The sequence below is a fragment of the Serratia sp. M24T3 genome, assembly GCF_000257645.1.
Lineage (GTDB): Bacteria > Pseudomonadota > Gammaproteobacteria > Enterobacterales > Enterobacteriaceae > Rouxiella.
This window is the reverse complement of sequence record NZ_AJHJ01000025.1, coordinates 1-20,375: the sequence shown is the minus strand read 5'-3', so window position 1 is coordinate 20,375 and position 20,375 is coordinate 1. Positions and strand designations below refer to the sequence as shown.

Here is a 20,375-nt window from a genome sequence, read left to right as displayed (position 1 = left end):
ATCACGGCGGGCGAAAAGAGTTATTTCAGGAGATTTCATGCCACGCCCGATTTCTGCCATCCTGTCGATGTCAGCGTTACAAAACAATCTGCAGGTAATTCGTCGCCACGCCCCGCAAAGTAAGGTTTGGTCGGTGGTTAAAGCCAACGCTTACGGCCACGGCATTGCGCGTATTTGGCAAAGCCTGGCAACAGCGACCGATGGTTTTGCTTTACTAGACTTTCATGAAGCCATTTTGCTCAGAGAGGCCGGTTGGCAAGGCCCGATATTGCTGCTTGAGGGCTTTTTCAGCCCAGAAGATTTGTTAGCCATTGATCACTACAGTTTAACTACTGCCGTGCACAGCCGTTGGCAGTTGGCGGCTCTGGCAGCAGCAAAAGTGACTGCGCCGCTGAATATTTATTTAAAAATTAACAGCGGGATGAATCGTCTTGGATTCCAACCTGCTGAAATTAATGAAGTCTGGCATCAACTACGCGCATTGCCGCAGGTGGGTGAAATAACGCTGATGAGCCATTTTGCCAGTGCAGACAGTCTGGAAGGAGTTAAGGCTCAGGAAGATATTATCGAAAAAGGTACCCGTCAGCTGCCTGGGCCACGTTCGCTGGCCAATTCTGCGGCAACTTTGTGGCACCCACAGACACACCATGATTGGGTTCGCCCGGGGATTATTCTTTATGGAGCCTCGCCCAGCGGCAACGTACAAGATATTGCCCATACTGGCCTCAAACCGGTGATGCAGCTTCGCAGCGAGCTTATTGCGGTGCAACATCTTCAGATTGGCGATCGCGTGGGTTACAGCGGTCGCTATCGAGCTGAGCGAGAGCATCGTATTGGCGTGGTGGCTTGTGGTTACGCTGACGGCTATCCACGCCATGCGCCTAGTGGAACTCCGATAATTGTTGACGGTGTGAAAACCAGCACACTCGGGACCGTTTCAATGGATATGCTGATGGTTGATCTTACCCCTTGCCCGCAGGCTAAAATCGGTTCGCAGGTTGAACTGTGGGGCGATCGGTTGCCCATTGACGAGGTGGCTTTAGCGGCGGGCACGCTGGGATATGAACTGATGAGCGCACTGGCTCCCAGAGTGCCGGTTATCGTAGCCTGATTTTACTCAGCTTTTGAACTGGCCCGCTCGGGCCAGTTTCTAATTCAGAGCCGCAATTTTACCTTTAATCCTTTTACTGCGACGTTTTGCCGTCCACGCCCAGACAAAAGCGGTCAGCATCACCAGCGCCAGACTGGCCTTAGGCGGCAAAGGCAGTGCCATAGCAACCAGCCCAAGCGCCGCACCGCCAGCCATTTGTACAAATCCTACCAGAGCTCCGGCAATACCTGCCTCGCTGGAATAGGGCTCAAGCGCGTAGCTGGTGGCCGGTCCAATAACGAAAGCTAATCCCGCACAGGCGCTGGCAACCGGAAGCATATAAGCCCAGGTCGACAGCTGAGTCTGATCCGATAACATGGCCAGCTCGGCGAACAGTGCGATGCCGCCTAACAGCATCAGAATAGCCCCGGTAGCCAGGCAGGTTGGCCGTCCTACTTTGCGAATAACTTTACTGGCGATAAAACTCATCAGCATGATCCAAAAGCCGTTAGCGCCAAAGACCAGTGAAAATTGCAGCGGAGTCAGGCCTCCGTTGGTCATCAAAACCGTAGGCGCCAGCGAAACATAGGTCAGCGCCATTCCCATTGCTCCGGCATTCACCAGCGCAAAAATCAGGAAATTGCTGTCACGCAAGATACGCAAATATTGCCGCAATGGCAGGCTGCCGACCTGTTTGGTATTGGCAGGGCGAGTTTCTGCCAACAAAAACACTACCAGTAACAGGGTGATCAGGGTATAGCCGCACAGTGCCCAAAACGGCGCGCGCCAGCCATAGTATTGAGCAATAAGCCCGCCGATAAGAGGGGCTAAAGCAGGGACAATATTTAATGTTCCATTAAGAAAACCAAAGGCGCGTGCGGCGTCATCGCCCTCCAGCCGGTCACGTACACTACTGAAAATCACCACCGAGGTGCAGCATACGCCAAGGCTTTGTACTACGCGTGATGCCATAAATAACGCGGCGCTAACGGCTGTTGCAGCCATCACCACTCCCAGCATGTAAAGCAGAATACCGGCGATGGCAACCGGGCGACGTCCATAGCGGTCAGCTAAAGGGCCTGCCAGTAACTGTCCGATGCCCAGCACCAAAATAAATAATGAAATAGAAGATTGGATCACGCTTTCGCCGCTGTTCAATCCGCTGGCAATTGCCGGAATAGCAGGAAGATAGAGATCGATGCCTAGCGGACCAAGCAGAACCAGAGTTAGTAATAAAAAAAGGAATTTTTGCATTTGTTGCCGCGCATCCATTCGAAAAAGGGAACAAGAGTAATGATTTCGTTATGAAATGAAAAGCGATGCGTGGGATCTATTACACAGAATTGGGATGCAGGGCGAGGGGATGGCTATCAGGACATCTGGAGAGATGTCCTGATTATTAACAACAGCTAGAAAGCGTTATTTCCAGAAATCATCAAATACAGTGATCGGCGGCTGGCGTTTATGTTCAGTACGCAGATACCAATTTTCTATAATTTTGGCATATTGCGTATCAACTGTTTTGCCTTCCAGATAATCATCAATCAGCTCATAGGTCACCCCAAGAGCCGCTTCATCAGGCAGTGCAGGGCGGTTATCTTCAAGATCGGCAGTGGGAGCCTTGGTATATAAATGTTCAGGGCAGCCTAAATGTTTAAGCAGCGCTTTCCCCTGACGTTTGTTTAAACGGAAAATAGGGTTAATATCGGTGCCACCATCGCCGTACTTGGTGAAGAAACCCGTCACTGCCTCTGCAGCATGATCGGTGCCCACGACGACACCGGATTTCATTCCTGCAATACTATATTGCGCTTTCATACGCTCACGGGCTTTTTCGTTGCCCTTGATAAAATCGCTTAATTCGATACCGGTATCACGCAGGCTGGCTTCGCTGGCCAGGATAGCATTCTTGATGTTTACCGTTAACACATTGTCTGGCTTGATAAAGTCGATAGCATCGAGGCAGTCGGACTCATCAGCTTGAACACCATAAGGCAGCCGTACAGCATAAAATTGGTAACCGGCTTCTGGCGATTCATTTCGTAATTCATTAATTGTCGTTTGGCAAAGTTTGCCGGTAAGAGTAGAATCCTGCCCGCCGCTAATGCCCAATACCAATGATTTTATGAAAGGGTGGGCGCGCAGGTAACTTTTAAGAAAATCGACGCTGACGCGAACTTCCTGCTCGGCATCGATTTGTGGTTTAACGTGCAGAGCCTGGATTATCTCTTGCTGAAGTGCCATGACCATTCCTCCTGAGAGCTGCCAGCGAAAACCGCGGCAAATATTTTTGAATTAGACAGTTAGTTTAAAACTAACCTGCCCCGGAAGAAAGGACAAGGTACGGGGTTCAAGAATAACGTTGAGAGTAAAGAACAATCCTTTAAAGCGTAATGTTTTTGTATGTTTGGTTTTCAGAAAATATACAACCTTAGGAATGTTCTAAAAAATCAGAAGGTAAAAGGATATTACCAGCCTGGTGTTGTATATTTGTTGACTGTTAATTATGCAAAATGCCATCGGTTAGTTCTGCATTTAAGAGAGTGTGCAGAGGATGGTATTTAAAAAATCACCCGCTTAATCTTGTTATTTGCCTTACATTCATTGGGGATGCAAAATGTTTTTTAGTGTTGTTCGTCGTTTACCCGCCTGTGCCTTAGTTTGTGGTGCGGCACTGTTTAGTGTTTCAAGTCTTGCAGACACCGATGTTTTCACTGCATTGGACAACCCTGCTACCGCGAAGAAAAACTTCGATGGTAACGTGCAGGCGGGTTACAGCGCACAGACCGGCAACACAAGTAATAATAATCTGAATGCCAATACCACCATGACTTGGTTCCAGCCAAACACGGCTTACAGTATTTGGGCTTCAGCCGTTAATACTTCCTCTTCAGGCGTTCGTTCCTCTGAAAAATATCAGGCTGGTGCTCGTACTCGTTATAACTTGTCAGACGTTAACTATCTGTTTGGTCAAGCAAACTGGTTAACTGACCGCTTCAATGGCTACCACGCGCGTGATACTGCAACGCTCGGTTATGGTCGTCAGATCTGGAACGGCCCCGTTCATACTCTAAACCTCGAGGCCGGTCCGGGCGTCCGCCATGATGAATTTACCGAAGGCAGCAGTACGACAAAACCGATTGCTTACGCATCCGGTACTTATTCCTATCAGATTAGCGATACTGCTAAATTCAGCGAAGGCGTTTCAGTTCTAGCCAACGATGATACTACGTTGAACTCTGAGACTGCACTGTCAGTAGCTATTAACAAGAGCTTCTCATTGAAGCTGGCTTATAACGTGACTTATAACACTAAGCCACCATCCAGTGCGCCAGATAAGACAGATACTGTGACCTCTATTAACCTGGTTTACGGACTGTAATCCCTTAGTTAAATAGTTTTACAGCTTAAAAGTGTATTTAAAAAAGCCAGCCTTCGAGCTGGTTTTTTTATTTTTAGTGATAAATTGCAAAAAAATTATAATTGATGCTTTTTGCTAGCAAGATGACATGTGAGACGGAGTCAACGATTAAAAATTTTCAGCAATAATGAAGGTTGGTTTGACATCAAATATTTCCATAACCATTGATACGACAGATAACCCATGCAGACAAGTACTTGAGCGTCAGGTTTCAAAAGTCCTAAAGTTTGTCCGTAATTTTGTGGTGTGTTTGTTTTAATGAAAAATTGCTAGCAAATTTTTTTGATTTAGTCATCAGTTTTACACTATTTATCAAACTACGGGTGGAAGCTTTCCGCTGGTTTAATTAGCAGCTGTATATGTTAGTTTTAAAGGGGAATAGGCCGTGCTGGTTAAATGGTGAGCGGTTGCAGGGTGAAAGATGAGACTTGGATAGATAAAATTTTTGTTAATTGCACGTTTTTTAATCGATAACTCAATTTCTAAGATTAAAGATATGAGATTTAGCTCACTTTTTTTCAACACCATGGCCCAGAAAGCTACATAGCTTTTAAAGTATGAGATTTCCATCACTAATTCGGGTGATATTTTATGTCAAGATTTTCTTAACATAACTAGCAAGGATTAAGAAAATGATGAAAATGGAACAAGAACACTCACTGATGACTTTCAACGAAAAGGTGTGGTTAGGTATTTTTGCCGTCTGTTCGCTGTTCTGGATGTCCTTAGTCGCAGCAGGTGTCTATGCGGTTGTTTCATGATTCAAGAATGATGAAACTCTGCATGCATAAATCAAAGATACTAAGGGCCTGTACGCTTTTCTGAGGTTGCATTTGCTAAAAAATGAATTATTTCAATAAATAATTTTGAATTTATTTTCATCTTCGAAAGTTTGTTCAGGTCTTGAAGCTTTTCTAGAAGCTAAGCAAGTCAGGTAGTAGTGAATGTCAATCTGAGTTTAAGTAACAACCACTCGAGCTTGTAAGAGTTTTTATAGTGATCACATTGAAAATATTCTTTTCCTCCAAACCACATTTCTCTTGTTTTTGATTTTGAAGATTACCAGTGGGATGATTAACGCGAATATAATCGATATTATGAAAAGAAAGGCCCCCATTAAGAAGTTTTTAGGATCGGGGTAATTGTCATAATAAACAACACTGGCAAGAACGCATAAGACTATGCGCAGTATCAAAACTATCCTTCTTTCAAATTTATTGATATAGCCTACTACTTTTTTACTTCCGCAATTGTCACATGTATCTATATTGGTGTCTATGTTATGGCCGCAAAAGGGGCATGACTCGGTTTCCGTAGAATGGGTGGTGATCATATCATTCATAATTAATTACCGCATATAAGGTTTTTCAACGATAAGCTCTGTTCCCAATCCTTTATAAAGATCTATATGAAATACAAGAACCTCACTTATCACCTGGTGCTGAACATACTGGTTAAGATTAATTTTGATATTTCAAAGATCGTTGCATAAACAGACTACTCCTAAATTAGATTGGAATCAATGTCATCCGGTTTAAAGGGATCACAATTGTGATCTGTGCGCCTAAGCTGAATCCTTTCTTTACGTCAGGCCGAGCTGCAATAATTCTGATATACAATTGAAACATAAAGCTAGACAGGTTGTGTCACATGATTAGATCGTTAATCTCATTCTTAATTGATAGTTAGATATGAATTTTTGGTAGGCTAATAGGCTCATTAATTTGCATTGCTTCAACAATTTGTAACCATTTAGAGTAATTCTGATATTACAAAACTATAATGAGTATCTATGATCTTGCCATTGAGTGCAATTATTGATCATGCTTGGCAATATTTTAGTCAGATAAAGTGTTTATTTATTACTTTTAATAGTTCATGGATGTTTCCTTAACTTATTGAAAAATAATAATTAATGATGTCATTAGACTCAAGGTCTAACGCAAGTTGGAATTGTTATGCGTTAAAGATTTTTTTACATTTATTACGAGTATTATATTTAACAACAGAGTGTCAGATCTATAGTCTTAGGTTTATATTATAAGATTAATAAAACGCCAAGATAAGTTATCTTTAATAAATCATTATAGTAAACGTTAGTTTTTATCATCTTATCAGTTTTGCTAATTGGCTAATATTGCAACTTTCAAATTTAGATACTCTCAGTGATTATCTATTGGGGTAAGGGATGTATGAGGAGACTGGTTATAACCCGCTTTGTAAGTATTATATCATTTTCTACCTACCAGTCTCGTGACTGTGAGTCATGAATGCCAATTCTCGCTATTTATATCTTCGCAAGAAATCTTATCTAGTTTTACTTATTTTTACGATTGTGGTTTTAGGTTTGCGGAGAGAGAAGATCGCACGATAGGCATAAAAAAGCCGGAGCAAAATTCTGTCCGGCTTTTAGCTTGATAATAGGTTTAGTTATCTGCCGTCTGCTTATGGAGCAAATTTAGAAGTTGTAACTTATTGATTTAATCATTTAAAAAACTCCCCCCAAAATCCCTCCAAAACTCCACTCCAAAATGAATTTTGAAAAATTGATGACGCTGCGGGTAATCCTACCCCATTTTTAACGCAGCGCTATCTGAATTCATATCGCTAAAGTGATCTAGTCGGCGCCGCGGTCATCGTGATATTTCTCTGTCATTGATGCTGTTTTGTGTCCCAGTAACGTCTGAGTATCAACACCGTGGGTGCTGTAAAGGCGTTCAGCCAAAGAACGCTGCTCATGAAAAGATGGGGGCGTAGAGTTTTTCGAAAACTTTATTCCAGACATATTTCTAGCCTCCATAAATACGCGACTCAGCCCATTGCTGCCAATAGGATCACCAGGCATTGCTGAACCATGAGGGCGTGTATGATGAATAATGTATTTGCTTACCACACGGTCACGACACTGCTTAATTGCATCACCGAGTGATAAGTTTAGCTCGGGTAGAAAGAGGGTCAGCGGCAGCGCAAGACGACTGCCAGTTTTTGATTGAGTAATATGTAAGTGCCCATCCCAAACATCCGAAAATTTCATGTTAGAAATATCTGTACGTCGCTGGCCGCTGATCAGGGCGATGAGCATCGAATTTTTAGCGTATGGCTGAAGTTTATCTGCTGCTGCATAAATGGCCTTCCATTCAGGAAAACTGAGTCGAGCACGACTGACTTTAGCTTTTGGTATCCTGGTGGCCATGGCTGGATTGAAACCGGATTCAACCTCACCAGAGTGTTGTGCTTCTTTAAACAAATCCCCCCAGGTTGCTCTTAGTATCTGCGCCATCCTCGCTTTTCCTTCAACCTTATATTCATCCAAAATTGCCGCAATTGACTTCGTGTCGAGATTGCTAAGACGAACGTTAGGCAACCTTTTAGAAAGAACCAGAGCGCATGACTTTCTTGTTTTAAAAGTTGTTTTTTTAATTTCCCCATGTAATACGCGCTCTTCTTGTATTTCCAGATATTTGTTAACCCAGTCAACTATCCTGATTCCGGCATCTTTAGTTGTAGTGTTTTTGATTGTCATATCCACCATGAAGTTAATCTGCTTTGATTGCTGCTCAGTGAGCATGCTGTTGGCGGCTATTGCTGCCTCACGTGCTGTATCACCGTCAGTTCCAAAACCAATAAACTTTCCTGTGATGGGATGTCTGTACTGCCAGTAGACCTTGCTTGTCCGGCGGTCTAACTTGCAGTACAGGTTTGGAATATTGACCTTATGTGTACGTGGTCTGGCTGCCATTAATCGTTTTCTCCAGTAAAGCCCTGACAGAAGCTGATAGATGACTCGGGATCTCAGCTTTTGCAATGACGCCAACATATTTCGCGTCTTCATCGACCACCCATTTACTGCCTTGTTTTATCGGGGCAGGGATGATTTGACCGGTTTTCGCATACCGATGAAGTGTTGCTGGCGCTGGTGGATATTTAAACCCTTTTGGACTGGATGCCCATTCCATCAAAGGTACGAGTTGGCCCATACGAACCTCCACATATTTAATTTACCTGCTGCACACAGGGTGATATTTAAGTGCCTGCTGGTGGAAACTCTGCCACGGGATCAGCAGATAAAACATTAATGCCAGCGGCTTCAACAGCTTTTCGGTCCATAATTCCACGAACGTTATAGCCATCCATAAAATCCGAAGAAATATTCGCTTTAATGGCATCAGAAATCTGCATGTCTTTAGGGAACTTCACCGACTTCAGCAACTCAGCAAGAATCTCAGCGGTTCCGGCTATTTTGGCTACGGCGTCATAGTCAGCCTTCAACTTGTCGAGTTCCATTTCTACTTGTGTCAGTTTCTGAGCTGGGGTTAATCCCTCGACGCGCTGCATGGTGACATTCAACGAACCTAATTCGTGATGCTGAAAAATTAACTCAAGATAATTAATTGCTCCTGAATCTTTAAACTGTTCAGCAAAAGCATTTGCCATCAGTTGGATAACTCCTCCTGAGAAGGAGAAACTAAAGCCTCCATCCCCAGTCGGTTCTGCTTTATTAAGCCTTACTTCACCCGCAAGAATTTCCCCTAAATCTTTTCCAGCTATACGGAAGGTCTCGATCCCGGCGAAGGCATTAACACAAGCCACGACCCGCTGTATGTTGGCGTGATGCTGGCTTCCATCGAGAAGGTTTTCCGTCGCCCGAAAGAGAGTAAAACCGTCTTCTCCAATGATCTGATCGCCTGCCTCTATCCATTCACCGGCAGTAAAGTTTTCATGTTTAGTAGTCATGCTCTCACCTTTTTTAATTCAGAAGAGGGAACGGTGTTACCGTCGTTCATCATGTATGCGGTCGCCATCTGTTCAGCGTCGCCCATAGCATCGTGGAGCGAGTTGTGTTTGATCATTGGGAAACATGGCTGGTGGTCTTTGATGTAGCCTTTGCCGCCGCGCACCATTGCATCGATATAGGTCCTGATATCGCGCTTACCGTTATATTTCCACGGGCATTCAATGCCGTGAGCCCGATAGGCGTTTTCAAGAATGGAACCGTCGAAGTCAGGACCACGAAAGAATATGCGTGCGTCTGGATACTGGGCTATCCACTGTTTTAAATTTGATAGCGCCTCACCTAAGCTTACGCGTTCACCGGTAAGTGCTTCGTGGGCTTCTTCGCCTTGCTTCTTCCACCACTCCTGAGTGGGCACGCTAACTGTGCGACCTGAAATTAACTGGTCGAAGGAATCGGCACGCCGGTAAAACGCAAACTGCGAATGGTCCTGCAGTTCAGCGTCTTTGGTAACGTCCATGATTGCCTGCTGCGTTGCGTTCAAGTCGGTCACATCAAAAGCAAAAGCGCCAATCGAGAGGATTAGTGCCGTATGGGCGGTGTCCATCGTTTCGGTATCGATGGTGATTACGTTCACTGTCATGGGTATCTCCACAATTCCTGTCTGCAAACAGGTTTAGAAAGGCTTTACTTCTTCCCAGCGCTTGAGGAACTGGGCGCGGGCTTGGGCTGGATTGAGGGGGCAGATAGCGAAATCAGCAGGGGTTATGCCTTCCAGCACTGGCCACACGGTCCCGTCATCCATATCAAAATCACGGCGTTCGGTGGCCAGCATGATTAAATCTGCTTTCTTCACCTCCGCGCTCATTGAAAGTGGTAGGCAATACTTCAAGCGAATGACCTTATCTAGCCGGTCTTCAACGCGCTTATAATCCGGCAGCAGCAACTTTAGTGGCGCTGGAATATCTTTGATAAATGCCTCTGTCGCATCATGAAGCAGCGCTTCCCAGGCCATATGCTTTGGCACGAGAAGGCTAACCAATACTGAATGCTGGGCAACGCTGTAGAACTGAGGGATTTGCCCGTTAAAGCGGCACTCATGAGAGAGGCCTTGGGCGATGCTGTCTTTATCAAAAACGTGAGGGCAAGGATTGGTGTAATCCAGGTGTTTACCCGTAAAGGTTTGTAGCCATGTCATAGAAATCTCCACAAGAAAAAAGACGCCTGCAAGCGCCGGCAACACTTCACGAAGCCACCCGTTGCCGGGTGACTTAAGGAAGAGTTAACGCTGAATCTCACCGCCCAGAGCGGCGAAAAGATTCTGATAAAACTTGGAGAGTTCACCGGTGAATAATACGAAGTCAGCATCAAAACGCAGTGCCGCATCATCGCGGTCAATGTCATCATTCTGCTCAAGAAGGACATCAGCGAACTTAATACGCTTGATCGTCAGCCGGTCATTGAGTGAGAAACTGATGCGCTCTTGCCAGTGGAGGTCTAGGTTGGTGACTAGCTTTCCACCTTCTATATGGCTGGCAATTTCATCGCTGACTAAAGCCTGCTTTTTACATCGAATAGTGCCGCCTTCTTCCAGAATTGCTTTCAGCTCCGCAGAGTCGCCTAAAGCAAAGCCCGCCGGTGTGTCACCATTACGAACCCATTCGGTAAGCGTGAGCTCGATAGGGGTTTCAGTGGTCACCGGTACAACCGGCAAGGATCCCAAACTCTTTCTCAGAAGTGCCAGGGCATCTTCGGCGCGGCGAGAACTTGGAGTAGCTACGGAGATTAGGCCGGATACGGTATCTATCCAGATAAGCATCTGAGATTGCTTAGTAAAAGCCCGAGGCATAAGAGTGTGAAGTACTTCATCTCTTAGTGAATCTAGCTCGGTCTTTTTCAATTTACGGTGCTGTTCCTGCTCAGTTTTGTCTACCTTAAGAGCCAATTCAGCCTTGATAACACCTGCTGGGAGGATCTTCTCTTCTTTCTGCACACAGAGAAGAATCTGCCCATTGACTGAGTGAGTTAAGGAATCACTGAGCTTGCCCATAGGCGATACCCAGCCGGTCTTTGCCATATCCTGGCTACCACAGGGTGAGAATACGAAGCTTGAAAGCTGGGTGTTGAGCTCTTCAACCTTCAGGGTAATGTCACGATTCAAGCGATAAATAATGACGTTTTTAAAGATAGGACTATTCACGATGGGTTCTCCAAAGTTAAAAAAAAGCACCAGGCTTCTGCAAAAGCTGGTGCTGGATAGGTGCTCCACATAGAGAAGAGGTCAACGGGGCTTATACTGTACAAAGGTTTAAGGGTAACCGTAGACCCCTTCTCTATGTGAATGCCACACTCACGCAGTGGCCTCGGCTCTTTAACGTCACGTATGAGCTCAGGACATCACTCGCCGTTTTTATGTGGGGGCTTGCCCATTGGGTTACCCCATGCCACACGACTCTGGATTCTGGAAACGGCGGCGTGTCACGTGCGACGCGGAGTGCTCTTGCAGTTGTGCACCCACTATTCCAATGTCTGCTATACTTAACCTTGAATACGATAAATCTTAATAATTGAATAAAGCAACTCACCTGTTCTTGAGCCATTAATGCGTGACATAAAATTATATTGTAAAAAGTGTAGATCTGAACATTTCAATGCCGTAGTAGACTCGGTAACCCCTCAAGTAGTATCCCTCCTTGTTTGTTCAGTCTGCATGCATGTTATTGATATGTATGATGTATTTTATGATGAAAACAAACTACATCTGACACTTAATCTGCCCTTTCCATATAAGGCGTGTCGCTAGAGCAAAACCTAATTCCTCAAAGGGTAGAGCACTGCATTTGACCACCTTGCGCCGCTTGGCTTGAACGCGGTTTTCCGACCTCACGACCTCGCCGGTAACTTGCATCAGGGGCTGCTATGCCACATATCCGGAACAGTGCTCTTTCCTTTGTGTGCCGGTTACTGGTCCGGCTCGCTCGTCCTTGGACTGCGAAGCATTAAATTGTGGTCCTGCCTTATTGAGCTTTACGTACGGCTGGAACATGTAGGCTCCGTATTGCTCCCAGCTCTTTATTCTCGGTTGGCTGCTGGTTTCCAGTTGTGGTGGCCGGTGCTGATCTCCGGCATCTCGTCCGGTATAACGGAGCGTTTAGACGAGTTATGCTCCCTTGCGCATCAGCCTGCGCATTCACCACAATCAAAAAGAGCGGTATCTCCATTGTTCGTCAGGTTTCCCCGAGCACCCCAGGAACCGGAATTTCCTTTGTTGGGGATGGAGCAGTCTTTTTTGCCATCCGCGCTCTTTGATTGTGGTGCTGGACTATTCCCAGCCGTCACCGCAATGAGAGTGCATACGGACACTGACCTGATAACGCGCAGGATCAACTCGCGTTGCGCTGTCTCTCCAGCTGTCACCCTTATCGTGTTACCAGACCCCCTAACATCAGGATCCGGATAGACGACACTCACAGTCTCGCATTGTGGGTTATGCCTCATTACGCGGTGAGTTCGCGCCCCAGCGTTAGCCAACTCATCAGGGGAAAGCAGTGTTAACGACAGTACGTTGTCAGCCTGGCAGCTAAAACTAAATTATTTCAACCGTTCGGACAGCCAATCATCGGTCGTTGCCGCTTGTTGAACATTCATGGCCGCTAAAGGTGTCAATCTTTCGATTTCAGCTTCAGTTCGGGCCAACTGTGCTTGAAGAAACTTTTTATTCTCATACTCGGTTTTTAAAAGCCGAGCAGCAGCTATACCGTTCTCCAGGTATTCATACAGCTCTTTATTACTAACCCCGGAGACAATAATCGTTATTGGATCTGGTTCTTTCATGATTTACCTGCCTTAGTAGTCTTGCCAAAACCCTCGTACGCAAGGGCAGTGGTAAGGACACTTATAGATTCACATGATCTGGTCTCCCAGAATCCCCGCGGGTGCGGGAGTTGAATTGGCCTGATTTTTAAAGAGCGGGCAAACATTAAATTTCATGTTCGCGTTGTTGAGATATAAATTATGCAGTATATGCAAAATAGTCAAGTATAAAAATATGCTTAATGTGCAAATTTATAGAAATGAAGATTTTAGAGGAGGAAACGTAGGCATAAAAAAACCCGACCTAAGTCGGGCTTCTTCATATAGATGATTTGTTATCCGTGTCTACGGATCTGCTGTGGTTGACTGCCAATAACTTTGCCTTCGATGTGCAACATGTCCAGTTCCTCTTGAGTAATCGACCAAGGTTCATAAGCCTTGTTATCAGATATAACCCTAAGTTCAAACTTCACCTTTTGAAGGCGCTTAACGAATAGGTCGCCGTTAAAATCAAAAACGTAGATACCATCACCATCGAAAATATTTACTTTGTTATCAACAAAAATTAGATCGTTTGGATTTATTGTTCCTTCCATGGAGTCGCCGCGAACGTTAATCAAAGTTACAGTACCTTGAGGCCTAGCACCGAATATGGACTTGGCATAATCGACGTCATATTCAATCGAACTAACAATTTCAACTACTTCACCGGTAACGCATCCATCACCGGCACTAGCTGAAACATCAAGAACATCCACTCTGTACACATTCTTTCCCCCAGTGACACTTAAATTAGTACTGTTTATATACCCAGTATCAACTAAATCTTCACTTATGAAAAGATCTGTAACAGAAACTGATAAAGCTTTAGCAATCCTAGCTAGAGCTTGTTCTGTAAATGCCTTTTGTTTACCAGTTTCCAGGCGAGAGACATTGCCGATATCGCTATCAATAGCCTCGGCAAGTTGTGTAACTGTCATTCCACGCGACTTTCTCAAGTTGCGGATTCGGGTTCCTATATTCATATGCATATTACATGTTCTTCATGCGTGAAATGCAAAGCTGCTTGCGCAAATTATAAACCCCATTTATTATGCTTTAAACGCAAATAACGAGGCCTAATATGCAAACTCCACTAAGAAAGTTGAGGGTCGCACAAAATCTTACAATTCAAGATGTTGCGAACTCTCTGAATATAGATGTTGGAAACTTGAGCCGTATAGAGAGAGGAAAACAAATCACCTCACTCGCTATCGCGGAAAAACTATCGAAATTCTTTGGAGGAAGAATTACAGAAATGCAGATTCTCTACCCGCAACGATTTATGACCTCTGCTGATTTTAAAGAAACAGAGAAAGCAAAGTAACTACTAAGGCGAGAACAACATGGTAGACATCAAAGAGACAGTGAAGGCGATGTGCAAAGTGTTACCGGGTGGACGGTCGGCTATGGCTGGTGGATTGGGCATGTCCCTGGCTGAATTCAATAACAACCTGTACGAGAAAAATGGTTGCCGTTTCTTCGAGCATCACGAGCTGGAAGCAATGGAAGACCTATCCGGTACGAATCTACTAGCTGTGTATTTTTCACAGCGTCGTGGTGGCATGCATGTGGATATCCCAACTTACGAAGAATTAGATCAAGTCTGCTTATTCGAAAAAGCCATTCGTACTGCTGCTAACCGTGGCCACGTAGATCAGATTATTGAAAAGTCGTTGGAGGACGGTGTGATCACTAAGGAGGAGGCTGCAGAAATTATGAATTATCACAATCTTCATATTGCTGCTCGTGAGAATGAAGTGAGGTCAATTGTTCGACTTTACTCGAAGCAAAGTAAGGCAGGGAATAAATGATTAACCAAGAAAGGGTTGGTGTGCAGGTTGCAGCCCGCACACCGGTTTGCATTGAAACAACTTTGTGGAGATCCCAACGCATGGACAGTTTATCTGATAAGCCATCCGGACCGCAAATCCGCTGTTTGCCTCTTTGTGGTCATGACGATGATTACCGCTTCGTTAAAAATATACAGGGCAAATGGGAGCCCCTCAACTACTCGTTCGTTTGCTGGATGGTAGCCAATCAGCGCTGGTTGAAAAATAAGAGTAAGGCGGCTGCATGAGCATGACATTAATGGCGAAAGCTATGAGCATAAAAGTGGGTAATCACCTGCGTAAGTTGGTTCTCATCAAGCTTGCTGATAATGCCAATGATAAAGGCGAGTGTTGGCCTTCTTATCAGCATGTAGCGGACCAATGCGAATGCAGCAAAAGTGCAGTTAAGGGACATATTAACTCACTGATTGATATGGGTCTTGTATCTAAAGAGAACCGTCTTGGTGTGAACAATGGTAAGGGCAATACCTCGAATGTTTATTATCTGATGCTTGATAACCCTATGGCACCAGAAAGCATAGGGGGTGGGGCACCAAAAAACACAGGGCCTATGGCATCAAAAAACCCACCTATGGCACCTGATAACCCACCCCCTAGGGCAGGAGATGGCACCAGAACCAGTCACTCTTTAGAACCAGTCAATGAACCTTTAAAAACTATTGGTCAGCTTCCTGCGGAAACCGACCGTGAAGTTCAAATTACGGACGATGCCAAGATTGTTTTGAAGCACCTGAACCTGTTGACCGGTTCTCGCTATCAGCCAGCTAAAGGTTCACTGGCAAATATCCGTGCCCGCCTCAGCGACGGCCATGACCTGGCAAGCGTGATTCTGGTTGTAGATTACAAATTTGAACACTGGGACGGTACTGAACACGCTCAATACCTACGGCCTTCAACGCTGTTCCAGCCGAGCAAGTTTGAGGGTTACCTGATTAGCGCCACACGCTGGGACGAGCAGAACCGCCCGAAATGCGTGAACGGCAAATGGCAGCGTCCTACCCAGCTGACCCAGGCAACCAGTGATATTCCAGAAGGTTTTAACAAAAACCTTCCTGCAGCACCAACCCAAGGAGGCTCTGATGATGGCTACATCTAAATCAGCTGACGTGATGGCGCGTTTCCTGGCTATGAAACCTGCACACGTTGAAGCGCATTGCAAAACGGGGGCCGAGTTAATGGCCTGGCAGCAGGAAGAGGGCAAGAAGGCTGCTAAACGCGTTGCAGACCAGAACCGGCAGGCGCGGATTGAAAAAATTCTTGGTCGCTCTGGCATTCAGCTGCTTCACAAAGACTGCGGTTTTAAGAACTACCTGGCAGAGACCGAAGAGCAACAGCAGGCGCTGGTAATGGCTAAAGCCTACCTGAAGGACTTCGGCAACACGCATGGCGGCTTCGTCTTTGCGGGGAACGTTGGCACCGGCAAGAACCATCTGGCCACGGCGATAGTGCGCAACCTGATTGAGCAACACAAAGCAGCGGCAATCATCACCGTTGCGGAACTGTGCCAGAAATTCCGCGCCACTTTCGATAAGAGTAGTCCAATGAAAGAAGCCGACCTGATGCGCGATATCTGCCGCCTTGATTTGTTGGTGCTGGATGAAGTCGGGGTGCAGAAGACCACTAACAACGACTACGAAATCAACCTGCTGAGCCAGATTATCGACCGTCGCCAGCTGCAGCTTAAGCCTACCGGCATGCTCACGAACCTGACGCACGCTGAAATGGCGGGTCTGTTAGGTGAGCGAATCATGGACCGTCAGACGAACGGCGGCATGTGGGTACCGTTCACCTGGAAGAGTTTCCGCAGTCGCAAAGGGGGCAAGGCATGAAAAAGCTTCGTTTAGAGGTGGATGAGTTCGAGCGTGCGGCCATCAATGAAGGCGTCCGCAAGGTGATACTCGGCGGTGATTTCAACCGGCCAAACTCCCAGCTTTACCGCGTTATGCACGCGGCGATGGGGCCGACATGGTACACCCTGCGAGACTTGGAATTGTTGGTGTTGAACATGTTCGGTCATGCAGATACGCAGGCGGCAATCAGTGCGCGGCTTCGTGAGGTAAATCCAGTTGTGCACGGCCTGCGGAAGGATAAACGCATGGTGAAGGATCCGGATTCAGGTAAGCAGGTGTGGTTTTACCGCCTGGTGGCCGCTAAGTACGAGGACAAAGCAGCATGAGAAAACAGTTAAGCCCGATAACGCCTAAGCAACGTGAGGTTCTGGAGTTCTTGAAAAGTTTCTTGGCGGAGAACGGTTTCCCACCGACCCGGGGCGAGATAGCTGAGCATTTCGGATTCAAGTCACCTAATGCAGCTGATGAAAATCTGCGTAGCCTGGTTAAAAAGGGCTTTATCAAACTGTCAGCGGGCAAGTTCAGGGGGATCACCATCATCAGCCATCATATCGAGCAGCCGCGCGCAGCGGTTCCATTGGCGCATGCTGAGTGGCAAAGCCAGGTAGTCGAGGCATCCCGTAAGTGGGTTAAGTGCAAGGGTCGTTATCACTCCGAACAGAACATGGCGGCGCTGATTGAACTGTTTAGCCAGGAACCGGAGTGTGAAGCATGAAATCAGACCACTTGGGATTGAGTAGCACGCCAGCAGAGCATAAAGACCGTTGGCAGACGCCGGTTGAAATTTTTGACGCACTGGATCTGGAATTCGGTTTCTATCTGGATGCTGCGGCAGACCAGAGCAACGCACTTTGTTCGCATTACCTGACTGAGCAAGACGATTCTCTTTCCTGTGAGTGGACCAGCCACGGGGCTATTTGGTGTAACCCACCATACAGTGCACCACCTCCGTGGGTTGCAAAAGCTGCGGAACAATGCCGTATCCAGAAACAGCCTGTTGTCATGCTTATGCCAGCTGACACCTCAACAGGTTGGTTCTCTGAGGCATTGAAGACTGTCGATGAAGTGAGATTTATCACTGATGGCCGGATCGGCTTTATCAATGCCGGTACAGGCAAGCCAGGGAAGAACGGCAACAGTAAAGGCAGCTTATTGTTTATCTGGCGCCCATTCATTAAACCGCGCTGCATGTTCACTACGGTATCGCGTGACGAGCTGCTTGTGATTGGTTCAGAGGTAAGAGGAGTGAGCGCCGCATGATCCTGACTTTACCATTCCCACCAAGCTTTAACGGATACTGGAGGAGCCCCAATAAAGGGGCTTTAAAAGGCCGGACGTTGATCAGTGAAAGCGGGCGAAAGTTTCGGGCTAATGCGCTTGCATCGGTATTAGAGCAATTGCGCCGCCGACCAAAAGCAATCACGGCCAATGTAGCTGTATCCATCGTGCTTTATCCGCCAACCAATCAAAAAAGGGATCTGGATAATTACTTCAAAGCCTTGCTCGATGCGCTGACGCACGCCGGAGTGTATGCCGATGATAGTCAGATAAAGGATCTGCACGCTGTATGGGGACCGGTCATAAAGAACGGGAAAGCTGAGGTCACCATCAAGGAGATCTCGGCATGAAGAGGGCATTGCTAAAGCCATTCGTCCAGGATGATCTGGGCGTTGTGATATTCAAGCCGGGCAAGGACCTGCTGCCTCTGTTTAGGCAAAAGCGTTTGCTGATCACCAATGTGCCTGATGAGCTGGCCGACCTGCCATCTGGTGCGATCCCTGCCGTGAGTCAAAAGCTGGTGGACGACGCGCGGCTTAATGCATTCTTTAAAGACAGTCGGGTAATTATTGCTGCTGGTGGTATTCAGAGCCTGGAGCGGTGGGTAGAAAAACTCACAGCGTGCCAGTGGGTGAAGTCAGCAGATGGGTACCACGATAAAAATCTTACAGTTCATCCATTTGATGGCAGCTATCTTTGCCTGTGCTGGCACCATGAGCACAAGTTTAGGGATATGGCTTTAGCCGAGTTCTGGGAGATAGGAAACCGTAACCGCGCAACTTGGGTGGTTGAAATGATCCGCATGGAACTTCAGATAGCGTCAGACCACCACGTAAGTTTTCATGAGTTGTGCTGGTGGGCCTTTTCGAAAGGTATTATTGACGCTCTTCCTGATAGTGCCGCTCGCAAGGCGTTGGGTTGGATGCCGAAGCCAGCAATAAAGTCAGTAGGGAGAGAGTCTGATATTCAACCTGAGTTTTCTCCACACGAAGTTCTTGAAGAATACGTTGAACAGGTCAATGCAATCATCGCGTTAAGCGTTGACCCTGAACCGCAAGAGTCTTTCATGCTGCGTAAAAAGCTCAAGCCTTGGCGAAATGAAAAATACACCCGATGGGTTAAATCTCAGTCCTGTTTGTGCTGTGGTCAGCAGGCCGATGACCCGCACCATATTATAGGCCATGGCCTCGGCGGTACCGGCACAAAAACACATGATCTATTCACTATTCCTTTGTGCAGAAAACATCATGACGAATTACACCGGGACCCGCGAGCCTGGGAGAAGGAATATGGCTGCCAGATTAACCTATTTTTCGACTTTTTTAACTACTCATTGGGCATCGGAGTGTTCACGTCGAAATAGAATAATTAATATTATACACAGGTATTTACAGTGGTTTTTGTGGGGTCCAATTTGAAGAGTGACAGGTTTGCAGGCCGCATCTTCACATGCATAGAGGGCAGTCTATGAGAGATATACAATTAGTTTTAGAGCGTTGGGGAGCATGGGCTTCATGCGACGTAAGTGGTGTCGATTATCCATCCATTGCAGCCGGATTTAAAGGATTACTTCCTGCAAGTCATAAGTCGCGCATTTCATGTTGTGATGATGACGGGATGATTATTGCAGGGTGTATTTCACGCTTAAACATGAACAACTCAGAAATGCATGATTTGCTTGTTGATTATTATATCTTCAGGATGACCTTTATGAGTTTAGCTAAGAAGCATCAATGTTCAGACGGGCATATTGGTAAAAAACTCCAAAAAGCTGAAGGAATTGTTGAGGGAATGTTGATGATGCTCGATGTTCAGCTTGAGATGGATTGCGATGTTCAGCATCAACCGGGTAATAAAAAAGTAACTGCCTGAGTGTTTACGTACGTAAAAAATCCTTTACTCTGTTAAGAGTGGTCACGTAGTCACAAAGCTTACACAATTTAAAGACCTCGCCTCGGCGGGGTTTTATTTTTTCAGCAGTATGCTACTTTTAAGTTGTTGTAGTGAATCCTACCTGTGCGGTAGGGCAAACAGCTAATAGTTATGTCGGTTAGGGACTAAGCGAACCATGGTTGGCTGGCCAACGGTTCACTGGGAGGCACCCGGCACTACAACAGGCCCCTGTAGAAATGCAGGGGCTTTTCCATTTTGAGATTTAGTGATATTTTCAAATACGTTGCAGTGAATCCCCCTATGCGGTGGGGCCAATCAGAAAGTTTTGCATTGATGCCGCTTGCGAGTCACAATTGCTGATGAATGACTCACCGGGAGGCACCCGGCACTACAACAGGCCCCTTGC

Annotated in this window: 24 protein-coding genes; 13 read left to right on the top strand and 11 right to left on the bottom strand. The window is 46.2% G+C overall.

Features of this window, described 5'->3' with window-relative positions:
* Positions 1 to 37: 37 nt before the first annotated feature.
* Positions 38 to 1,111: a catabolic alanine racemase DadX gene (dadX, locus tag SPM24T3_RS17030; RefSeq protein ID WP_009638034.1), complete on the top strand. Its 1,074-nt coding sequence runs from the start codon at positions 38 to 40 to the stop codon at positions 1,109 to 1,111.
* A 39-nt stretch (positions 1,112 to 1,150) separates the two neighbouring features.
* Here the strand turns inward: dadX and SPM24T3_RS17025 are convergent, their stop codons facing one another.
* Positions 1,151 to 2,344, bottom strand: a complete 1,194-nt coding sequence (locus SPM24T3_RS17025) for a multidrug effflux MFS transporter (RefSeq protein WP_009638033.1) — start codon at positions 2,342 to 2,344, stop codon at positions 1,151 to 1,153.
* 165 nt (positions 2,345 to 2,509) lie between these two features.
* Positions 2,510 to 3,334: an ammonia-dependent NAD(+) synthetase gene (nadE, locus tag SPM24T3_RS17020; protein ID WP_009638032.1), complete on the bottom strand. Its 825-nt coding sequence runs from the start codon at positions 3,332 to 3,334 to the stop codon at positions 2,510 to 2,512.
* Between the two features lie 373 nt (positions 3,335 to 3,707).
* On the opposite strand from nadE, the gene SPM24T3_RS17015 reads away from it, so the two are divergent.
* Complete coding sequence (locus SPM24T3_RS17015; RefSeq protein WP_009638031.1) at positions 3,708 to 4,472, top strand: YdiY family protein; 765 nt, start codon at positions 3,708 to 3,710, stop codon at positions 4,470 to 4,472.
* Between the two features lie 381 nt (positions 4,473 to 4,853).
* Here SPM24T3_RS17015 and SPM24T3_RS25960 read toward each other — a convergent pair whose 3' ends face one another.
* The 9 genes from SPM24T3_RS25960 to SPM24T3_RS16970 all read right to left on the bottom strand — a co-directional run bounded on the left by SPM24T3_RS25960 (position 4,854) and on the right by SPM24T3_RS16970 (position 14,081).
* On the bottom strand, positions 4,854 to 5,081 hold the full coding sequence (locus SPM24T3_RS25960; RefSeq protein WP_237713102.1) for a hypothetical protein: 228 nt from the start codon (positions 5,079 to 5,081) through the stop codon (positions 4,854 to 4,856).
* 2,047 nt (positions 5,082 to 7,128) lie between these two features.
* Positions 7,129 to 8,250: a phage integrase Arm DNA-binding domain-containing protein gene (locus SPM24T3_RS17005; RefSeq protein ID WP_009638029.1), complete on the bottom strand. Its 1,122-nt coding sequence runs from the start codon at positions 8,248 to 8,250 to the stop codon at positions 7,129 to 7,131.
* Positions 8,225 to 8,488, bottom strand: coding sequence for an excisionase (locus SPM24T3_RS17000; protein ID WP_009638028.1), 264 nt, complete (start codon positions 8,486 to 8,488; stop codon positions 8,225 to 8,227). The genes SPM24T3_RS17005 and SPM24T3_RS17000 overlap by 26 nt, the downstream gene beginning before the upstream one ends.
* Before the next feature lie 46 nt (positions 8,489 to 8,534).
* Positions 8,535 to 9,245: a hypothetical protein gene (locus tag SPM24T3_RS16995; protein ID WP_009638027.1), complete on the bottom strand. Its 711-nt coding sequence runs from the start codon at positions 9,243 to 9,245 to the stop codon at positions 8,535 to 8,537.
* Entirely contained in the window at positions 9,242 to 9,886 is a 645-nt protein-coding gene (locus tag SPM24T3_RS16990) for a 3'-5' exonuclease (protein WP_009638026.1), read from the bottom strand. Before SPM24T3_RS16990 ends, SPM24T3_RS16995 begins: the two co-directional genes overlap by 4 nt.
* 33 nt (positions 9,887 to 9,919) lie before the next feature.
* The gene (locus SPM24T3_RS16985) at positions 9,920 to 10,441 is read right to left on the bottom strand and encodes a hypothetical protein (RefSeq protein WP_009638025.1); all 522 of its coding nucleotides are present in this window, start codon (positions 10,439 to 10,441) and stop codon (positions 9,920 to 9,922) included.
* Positions 10,442 to 10,525: 84 nt separating this feature from the next.
* Positions 10,526 to 11,443: a recombination-associated protein RdgC gene (gene rdgC / locus SPM24T3_RS16980; RefSeq protein WP_237713096.1), complete on the bottom strand. Its 918-nt coding sequence runs from the start codon at positions 11,441 to 11,443 to the stop codon at positions 10,526 to 10,528.
* Positions 11,444 to 12,834: 1,391 nt separating this feature from the next.
* Positions 12,835 to 13,077 (bottom strand): hypothetical protein, encoded by a 243-nt coding sequence (locus tag SPM24T3_RS16975; RefSeq protein WP_009638023.1) that lies wholly within the window; start codon positions 13,075 to 13,077, stop codon positions 12,835 to 12,837.
* A gap of 314 nt (positions 13,078 to 13,391) precedes the next feature.
* A complete protein-coding gene (locus SPM24T3_RS16970) occupies positions 13,392 to 14,081 on the bottom strand; it encodes a helix-turn-helix transcriptional regulator (RefSeq protein ID WP_037378976.1) in 690 nt (229 codons plus the stop codon).
* A gap of 98 nt (positions 14,082 to 14,179) precedes the next feature.
* Between SPM24T3_RS16970 and SPM24T3_RS16965 the strand changes: the two genes are divergently transcribed.
* The 11 genes from SPM24T3_RS16965 to SPM24T3_RS16910 all read left to right on the top strand — a co-directional run bounded on the left by SPM24T3_RS16965 (position 14,180) and on the right by SPM24T3_RS16910 (position 19,948).
* Positions 14,180 to 14,422, top strand: coding sequence for a helix-turn-helix transcriptional regulator (locus SPM24T3_RS16965; protein ID WP_009638021.1), 243 nt, complete (start codon positions 14,180 to 14,182; stop codon positions 14,420 to 14,422).
* Between the two features lie 19 nt (positions 14,423 to 14,441).
* The gene (locus SPM24T3_RS16960) at positions 14,442 to 14,909 is read left to right on the top strand and encodes a YmfL family putative regulatory protein (RefSeq protein ID WP_009638020.1); all 468 of its coding nucleotides are present in this window, start codon (positions 14,442 to 14,444) and stop codon (positions 14,907 to 14,909) included.
* Positions 14,906 to 15,175 (top strand): hypothetical protein, encoded by a 270-nt coding sequence (locus SPM24T3_RS16955; protein ID WP_009638019.1) that lies wholly within the window; start codon positions 14,906 to 14,908, stop codon positions 15,173 to 15,175. The genes SPM24T3_RS16960 and SPM24T3_RS16955 overlap by 4 nt, the downstream gene beginning before the upstream one ends.
* Positions 15,172 to 16,044: a conserved phage C-terminal domain-containing protein gene (locus SPM24T3_RS25165; protein ID WP_009638018.1), complete on the top strand. Its 873-nt coding sequence runs from the start codon at positions 15,172 to 15,174 to the stop codon at positions 16,042 to 16,044. The genes SPM24T3_RS16955 and SPM24T3_RS25165 overlap by 4 nt, the downstream gene beginning before the upstream one ends.
* A complete protein-coding gene (locus SPM24T3_RS16940) occupies positions 16,028 to 16,777 on the top strand; it encodes an ATP-binding protein (protein ID WP_009638017.1) in 750 nt (249 codons plus the stop codon). Before SPM24T3_RS25165 ends, SPM24T3_RS16940 begins: the two co-directional genes overlap by 17 nt.
* Complete coding sequence (locus tag SPM24T3_RS16935; RefSeq protein WP_009638016.1) at positions 16,774 to 17,124, top strand: hypothetical protein; 351 nt, start codon at positions 16,774 to 16,776, stop codon at positions 17,122 to 17,124. The genes SPM24T3_RS16940 and SPM24T3_RS16935 overlap by 4 nt, the downstream gene beginning before the upstream one ends.
* Positions 17,121 to 17,513: a LexA repressor gene (locus tag SPM24T3_RS16930; RefSeq protein ID WP_009638015.1), complete on the top strand. Its 393-nt coding sequence runs from the start codon at positions 17,121 to 17,123 to the stop codon at positions 17,511 to 17,513. The genes SPM24T3_RS16935 and SPM24T3_RS16930 overlap by 4 nt, the downstream gene beginning before the upstream one ends.
* A complete protein-coding gene (locus tag SPM24T3_RS16925; protein ID WP_009638014.1) occupies positions 17,510 to 18,058 on the top strand; it encodes a phage N-6-adenine-methyltransferase in 549 nt (182 codons plus the stop codon). Before SPM24T3_RS16930 ends, SPM24T3_RS16925 begins: the two co-directional genes overlap by 4 nt.
* Entirely contained in the window at positions 18,055 to 18,426 is a 372-nt protein-coding gene (locus SPM24T3_RS16920) for a RusA family crossover junction endodeoxyribonuclease (RefSeq protein ID WP_009638013.1), read from the top strand. The genes SPM24T3_RS16925 and SPM24T3_RS16920 overlap by 4 nt, the downstream gene beginning before the upstream one ends.
* On the top strand, positions 18,423 to 19,439 hold the full coding sequence (locus tag SPM24T3_RS16915; protein ID WP_009638012.1) for a DUF968 domain-containing protein: 1,017 nt from the start codon (positions 18,423 to 18,425) through the stop codon (positions 19,437 to 19,439). Before SPM24T3_RS16920 ends, SPM24T3_RS16915 begins: the two co-directional genes overlap by 4 nt.
* 104 nt (positions 19,440 to 19,543) lie before the next feature.
* Positions 19,544 to 19,948 carry an antiterminator Q family protein gene (locus SPM24T3_RS16910; protein WP_037378951.1) on the top strand — a complete coding sequence of 135 codons (405 nt, stop codon included), beginning with the start codon at positions 19,544 to 19,546 and terminating at the stop codon, positions 19,946 to 19,948.
* Positions 19,949 to 20,375: the final 427 nt, after the last annotated feature.

Excerpts from the sequence above, each read along its gene's own strand:
- SPM24T3_RS16995 (WP_009638027.1), bottom strand. The coding sequence starts at position 9,245 with ATGACTACTAAACATGAAAACTTTACTGCCGGTGAATGGATAGAGGCA.
- SPM24T3_RS17025 (WP_009638033.1), bottom strand. The coding sequence starts at position 2,344 with ATGCAAAAATTCCTTTTTTTATTACTAACTCTGGTTCTGCTTGGTCCG.
- nadE (WP_009638032.1), bottom strand. The coding sequence starts at position 3,334 with ATGGCACTTCAGCAAGAGATAATCCAGGCTCTGCACGTTAAACCACAA.
- SPM24T3_RS16915 (WP_009638012.1), top strand. The coding sequence starts at position 18,423 with ATGAAGAGGGCATTGCTAAAGCCATTCGTCCAGGATGATCTGGGCGTT.
- SPM24T3_RS16990 (WP_009638026.1), bottom strand. The coding sequence starts at position 9,886 with ATGACAGTGAACGTAATCACCATCGATACCGAAACGATGGACACCGCC.
- SPM24T3_RS16930 (WP_009638015.1), top strand. The coding sequence starts at position 17,121 with ATGAGAAAACAGTTAAGCCCGATAACGCCTAAGCAACGTGAGGTTCTG.
- SPM24T3_RS16925 (WP_009638014.1), top strand. The coding sequence starts at position 17,510 with ATGAAATCAGACCACTTGGGATTGAGTAGCACGCCAGCAGAGCATAAA.
- SPM24T3_RS16955 (WP_009638019.1), top strand. The coding sequence starts at position 14,906 with ATGATTAACCAAGAAAGGGTTGGTGTGCAGGTTGCAGCCCGCACACCG.
- dadX (WP_009638034.1), top strand. The coding sequence starts at position 38 with ATGCCACGCCCGATTTCTGCCATCCTGTCGATGTCAGCGTTACAAAAC.
- SPM24T3_RS16910 (WP_037378951.1), top strand. The coding sequence starts at position 19,544 with ATGAGAGATATACAATTAGTTTTAGAGCGTTGGGGAGCATGGGCTTCA.
- SPM24T3_RS17015 (WP_009638031.1), top strand. The coding sequence starts at position 3,708 with ATGTTTTTTAGTGTTGTTCGTCGTTTACCCGCCTGTGCCTTAGTTTGT.
- SPM24T3_RS16960 (WP_009638020.1), top strand. The coding sequence starts at position 14,442 with ATGGTAGACATCAAAGAGACAGTGAAGGCGATGTGCAAAGTGTTACCG.
- SPM24T3_RS16970 (WP_037378976.1), bottom strand. The coding sequence starts at position 14,081 with ATGAATATAGGAACCCGAATCCGCAACTTGAGAAAGTCGCGTGGAATG.
- SPM24T3_RS16940 (WP_009638017.1), top strand. The coding sequence starts at position 16,028 with ATGATGGCTACATCTAAATCAGCTGACGTGATGGCGCGTTTCCTGGCT.
- SPM24T3_RS16985 (WP_009638025.1), bottom strand. The coding sequence starts at position 10,441 with ATGACATGGCTACAAACCTTTACGGGTAAACACCTGGATTACACCAAT.
- SPM24T3_RS17005 (WP_009638029.1), bottom strand. The coding sequence starts at position 8,250 with ATGGCAGCCAGACCACGTACACATAAGGTCAATATTCCAAACCTGTAC.
- SPM24T3_RS16935 (WP_009638016.1), top strand. The coding sequence starts at position 16,774 with ATGAAAAAGCTTCGTTTAGAGGTGGATGAGTTCGAGCGTGCGGCCATC.
- SPM24T3_RS25960 (WP_237713102.1), bottom strand. The coding sequence starts at position 5,081 with ATGGAAATCTCATACTTTAAAAGCTATGTAGCTTTCTGGGCCATGGTG.
- SPM24T3_RS25165 (WP_009638018.1), top strand. The coding sequence starts at position 15,172 with ATGAGCATGACATTAATGGCGAAAGCTATGAGCATAAAAGTGGGTAAT.
- SPM24T3_RS17000 (WP_009638028.1), bottom strand. The coding sequence starts at position 8,488 with ATGGGCCAACTCGTACCTTTGATGGAATGGGCATCCAGTCCAAAAGGG.
- SPM24T3_RS16975 (WP_009638023.1), bottom strand. The coding sequence starts at position 13,077 with ATGAAAGAACCAGATCCAATAACGATTATTGTCTCCGGGGTTAGTAAT.
- SPM24T3_RS16920 (WP_009638013.1), top strand. The coding sequence starts at position 18,055 with ATGATCCTGACTTTACCATTCCCACCAAGCTTTAACGGATACTGGAGG.
- SPM24T3_RS16965 (WP_009638021.1), top strand. The coding sequence starts at position 14,180 with ATGCAAACTCCACTAAGAAAGTTGAGGGTCGCACAAAATCTTACAATT.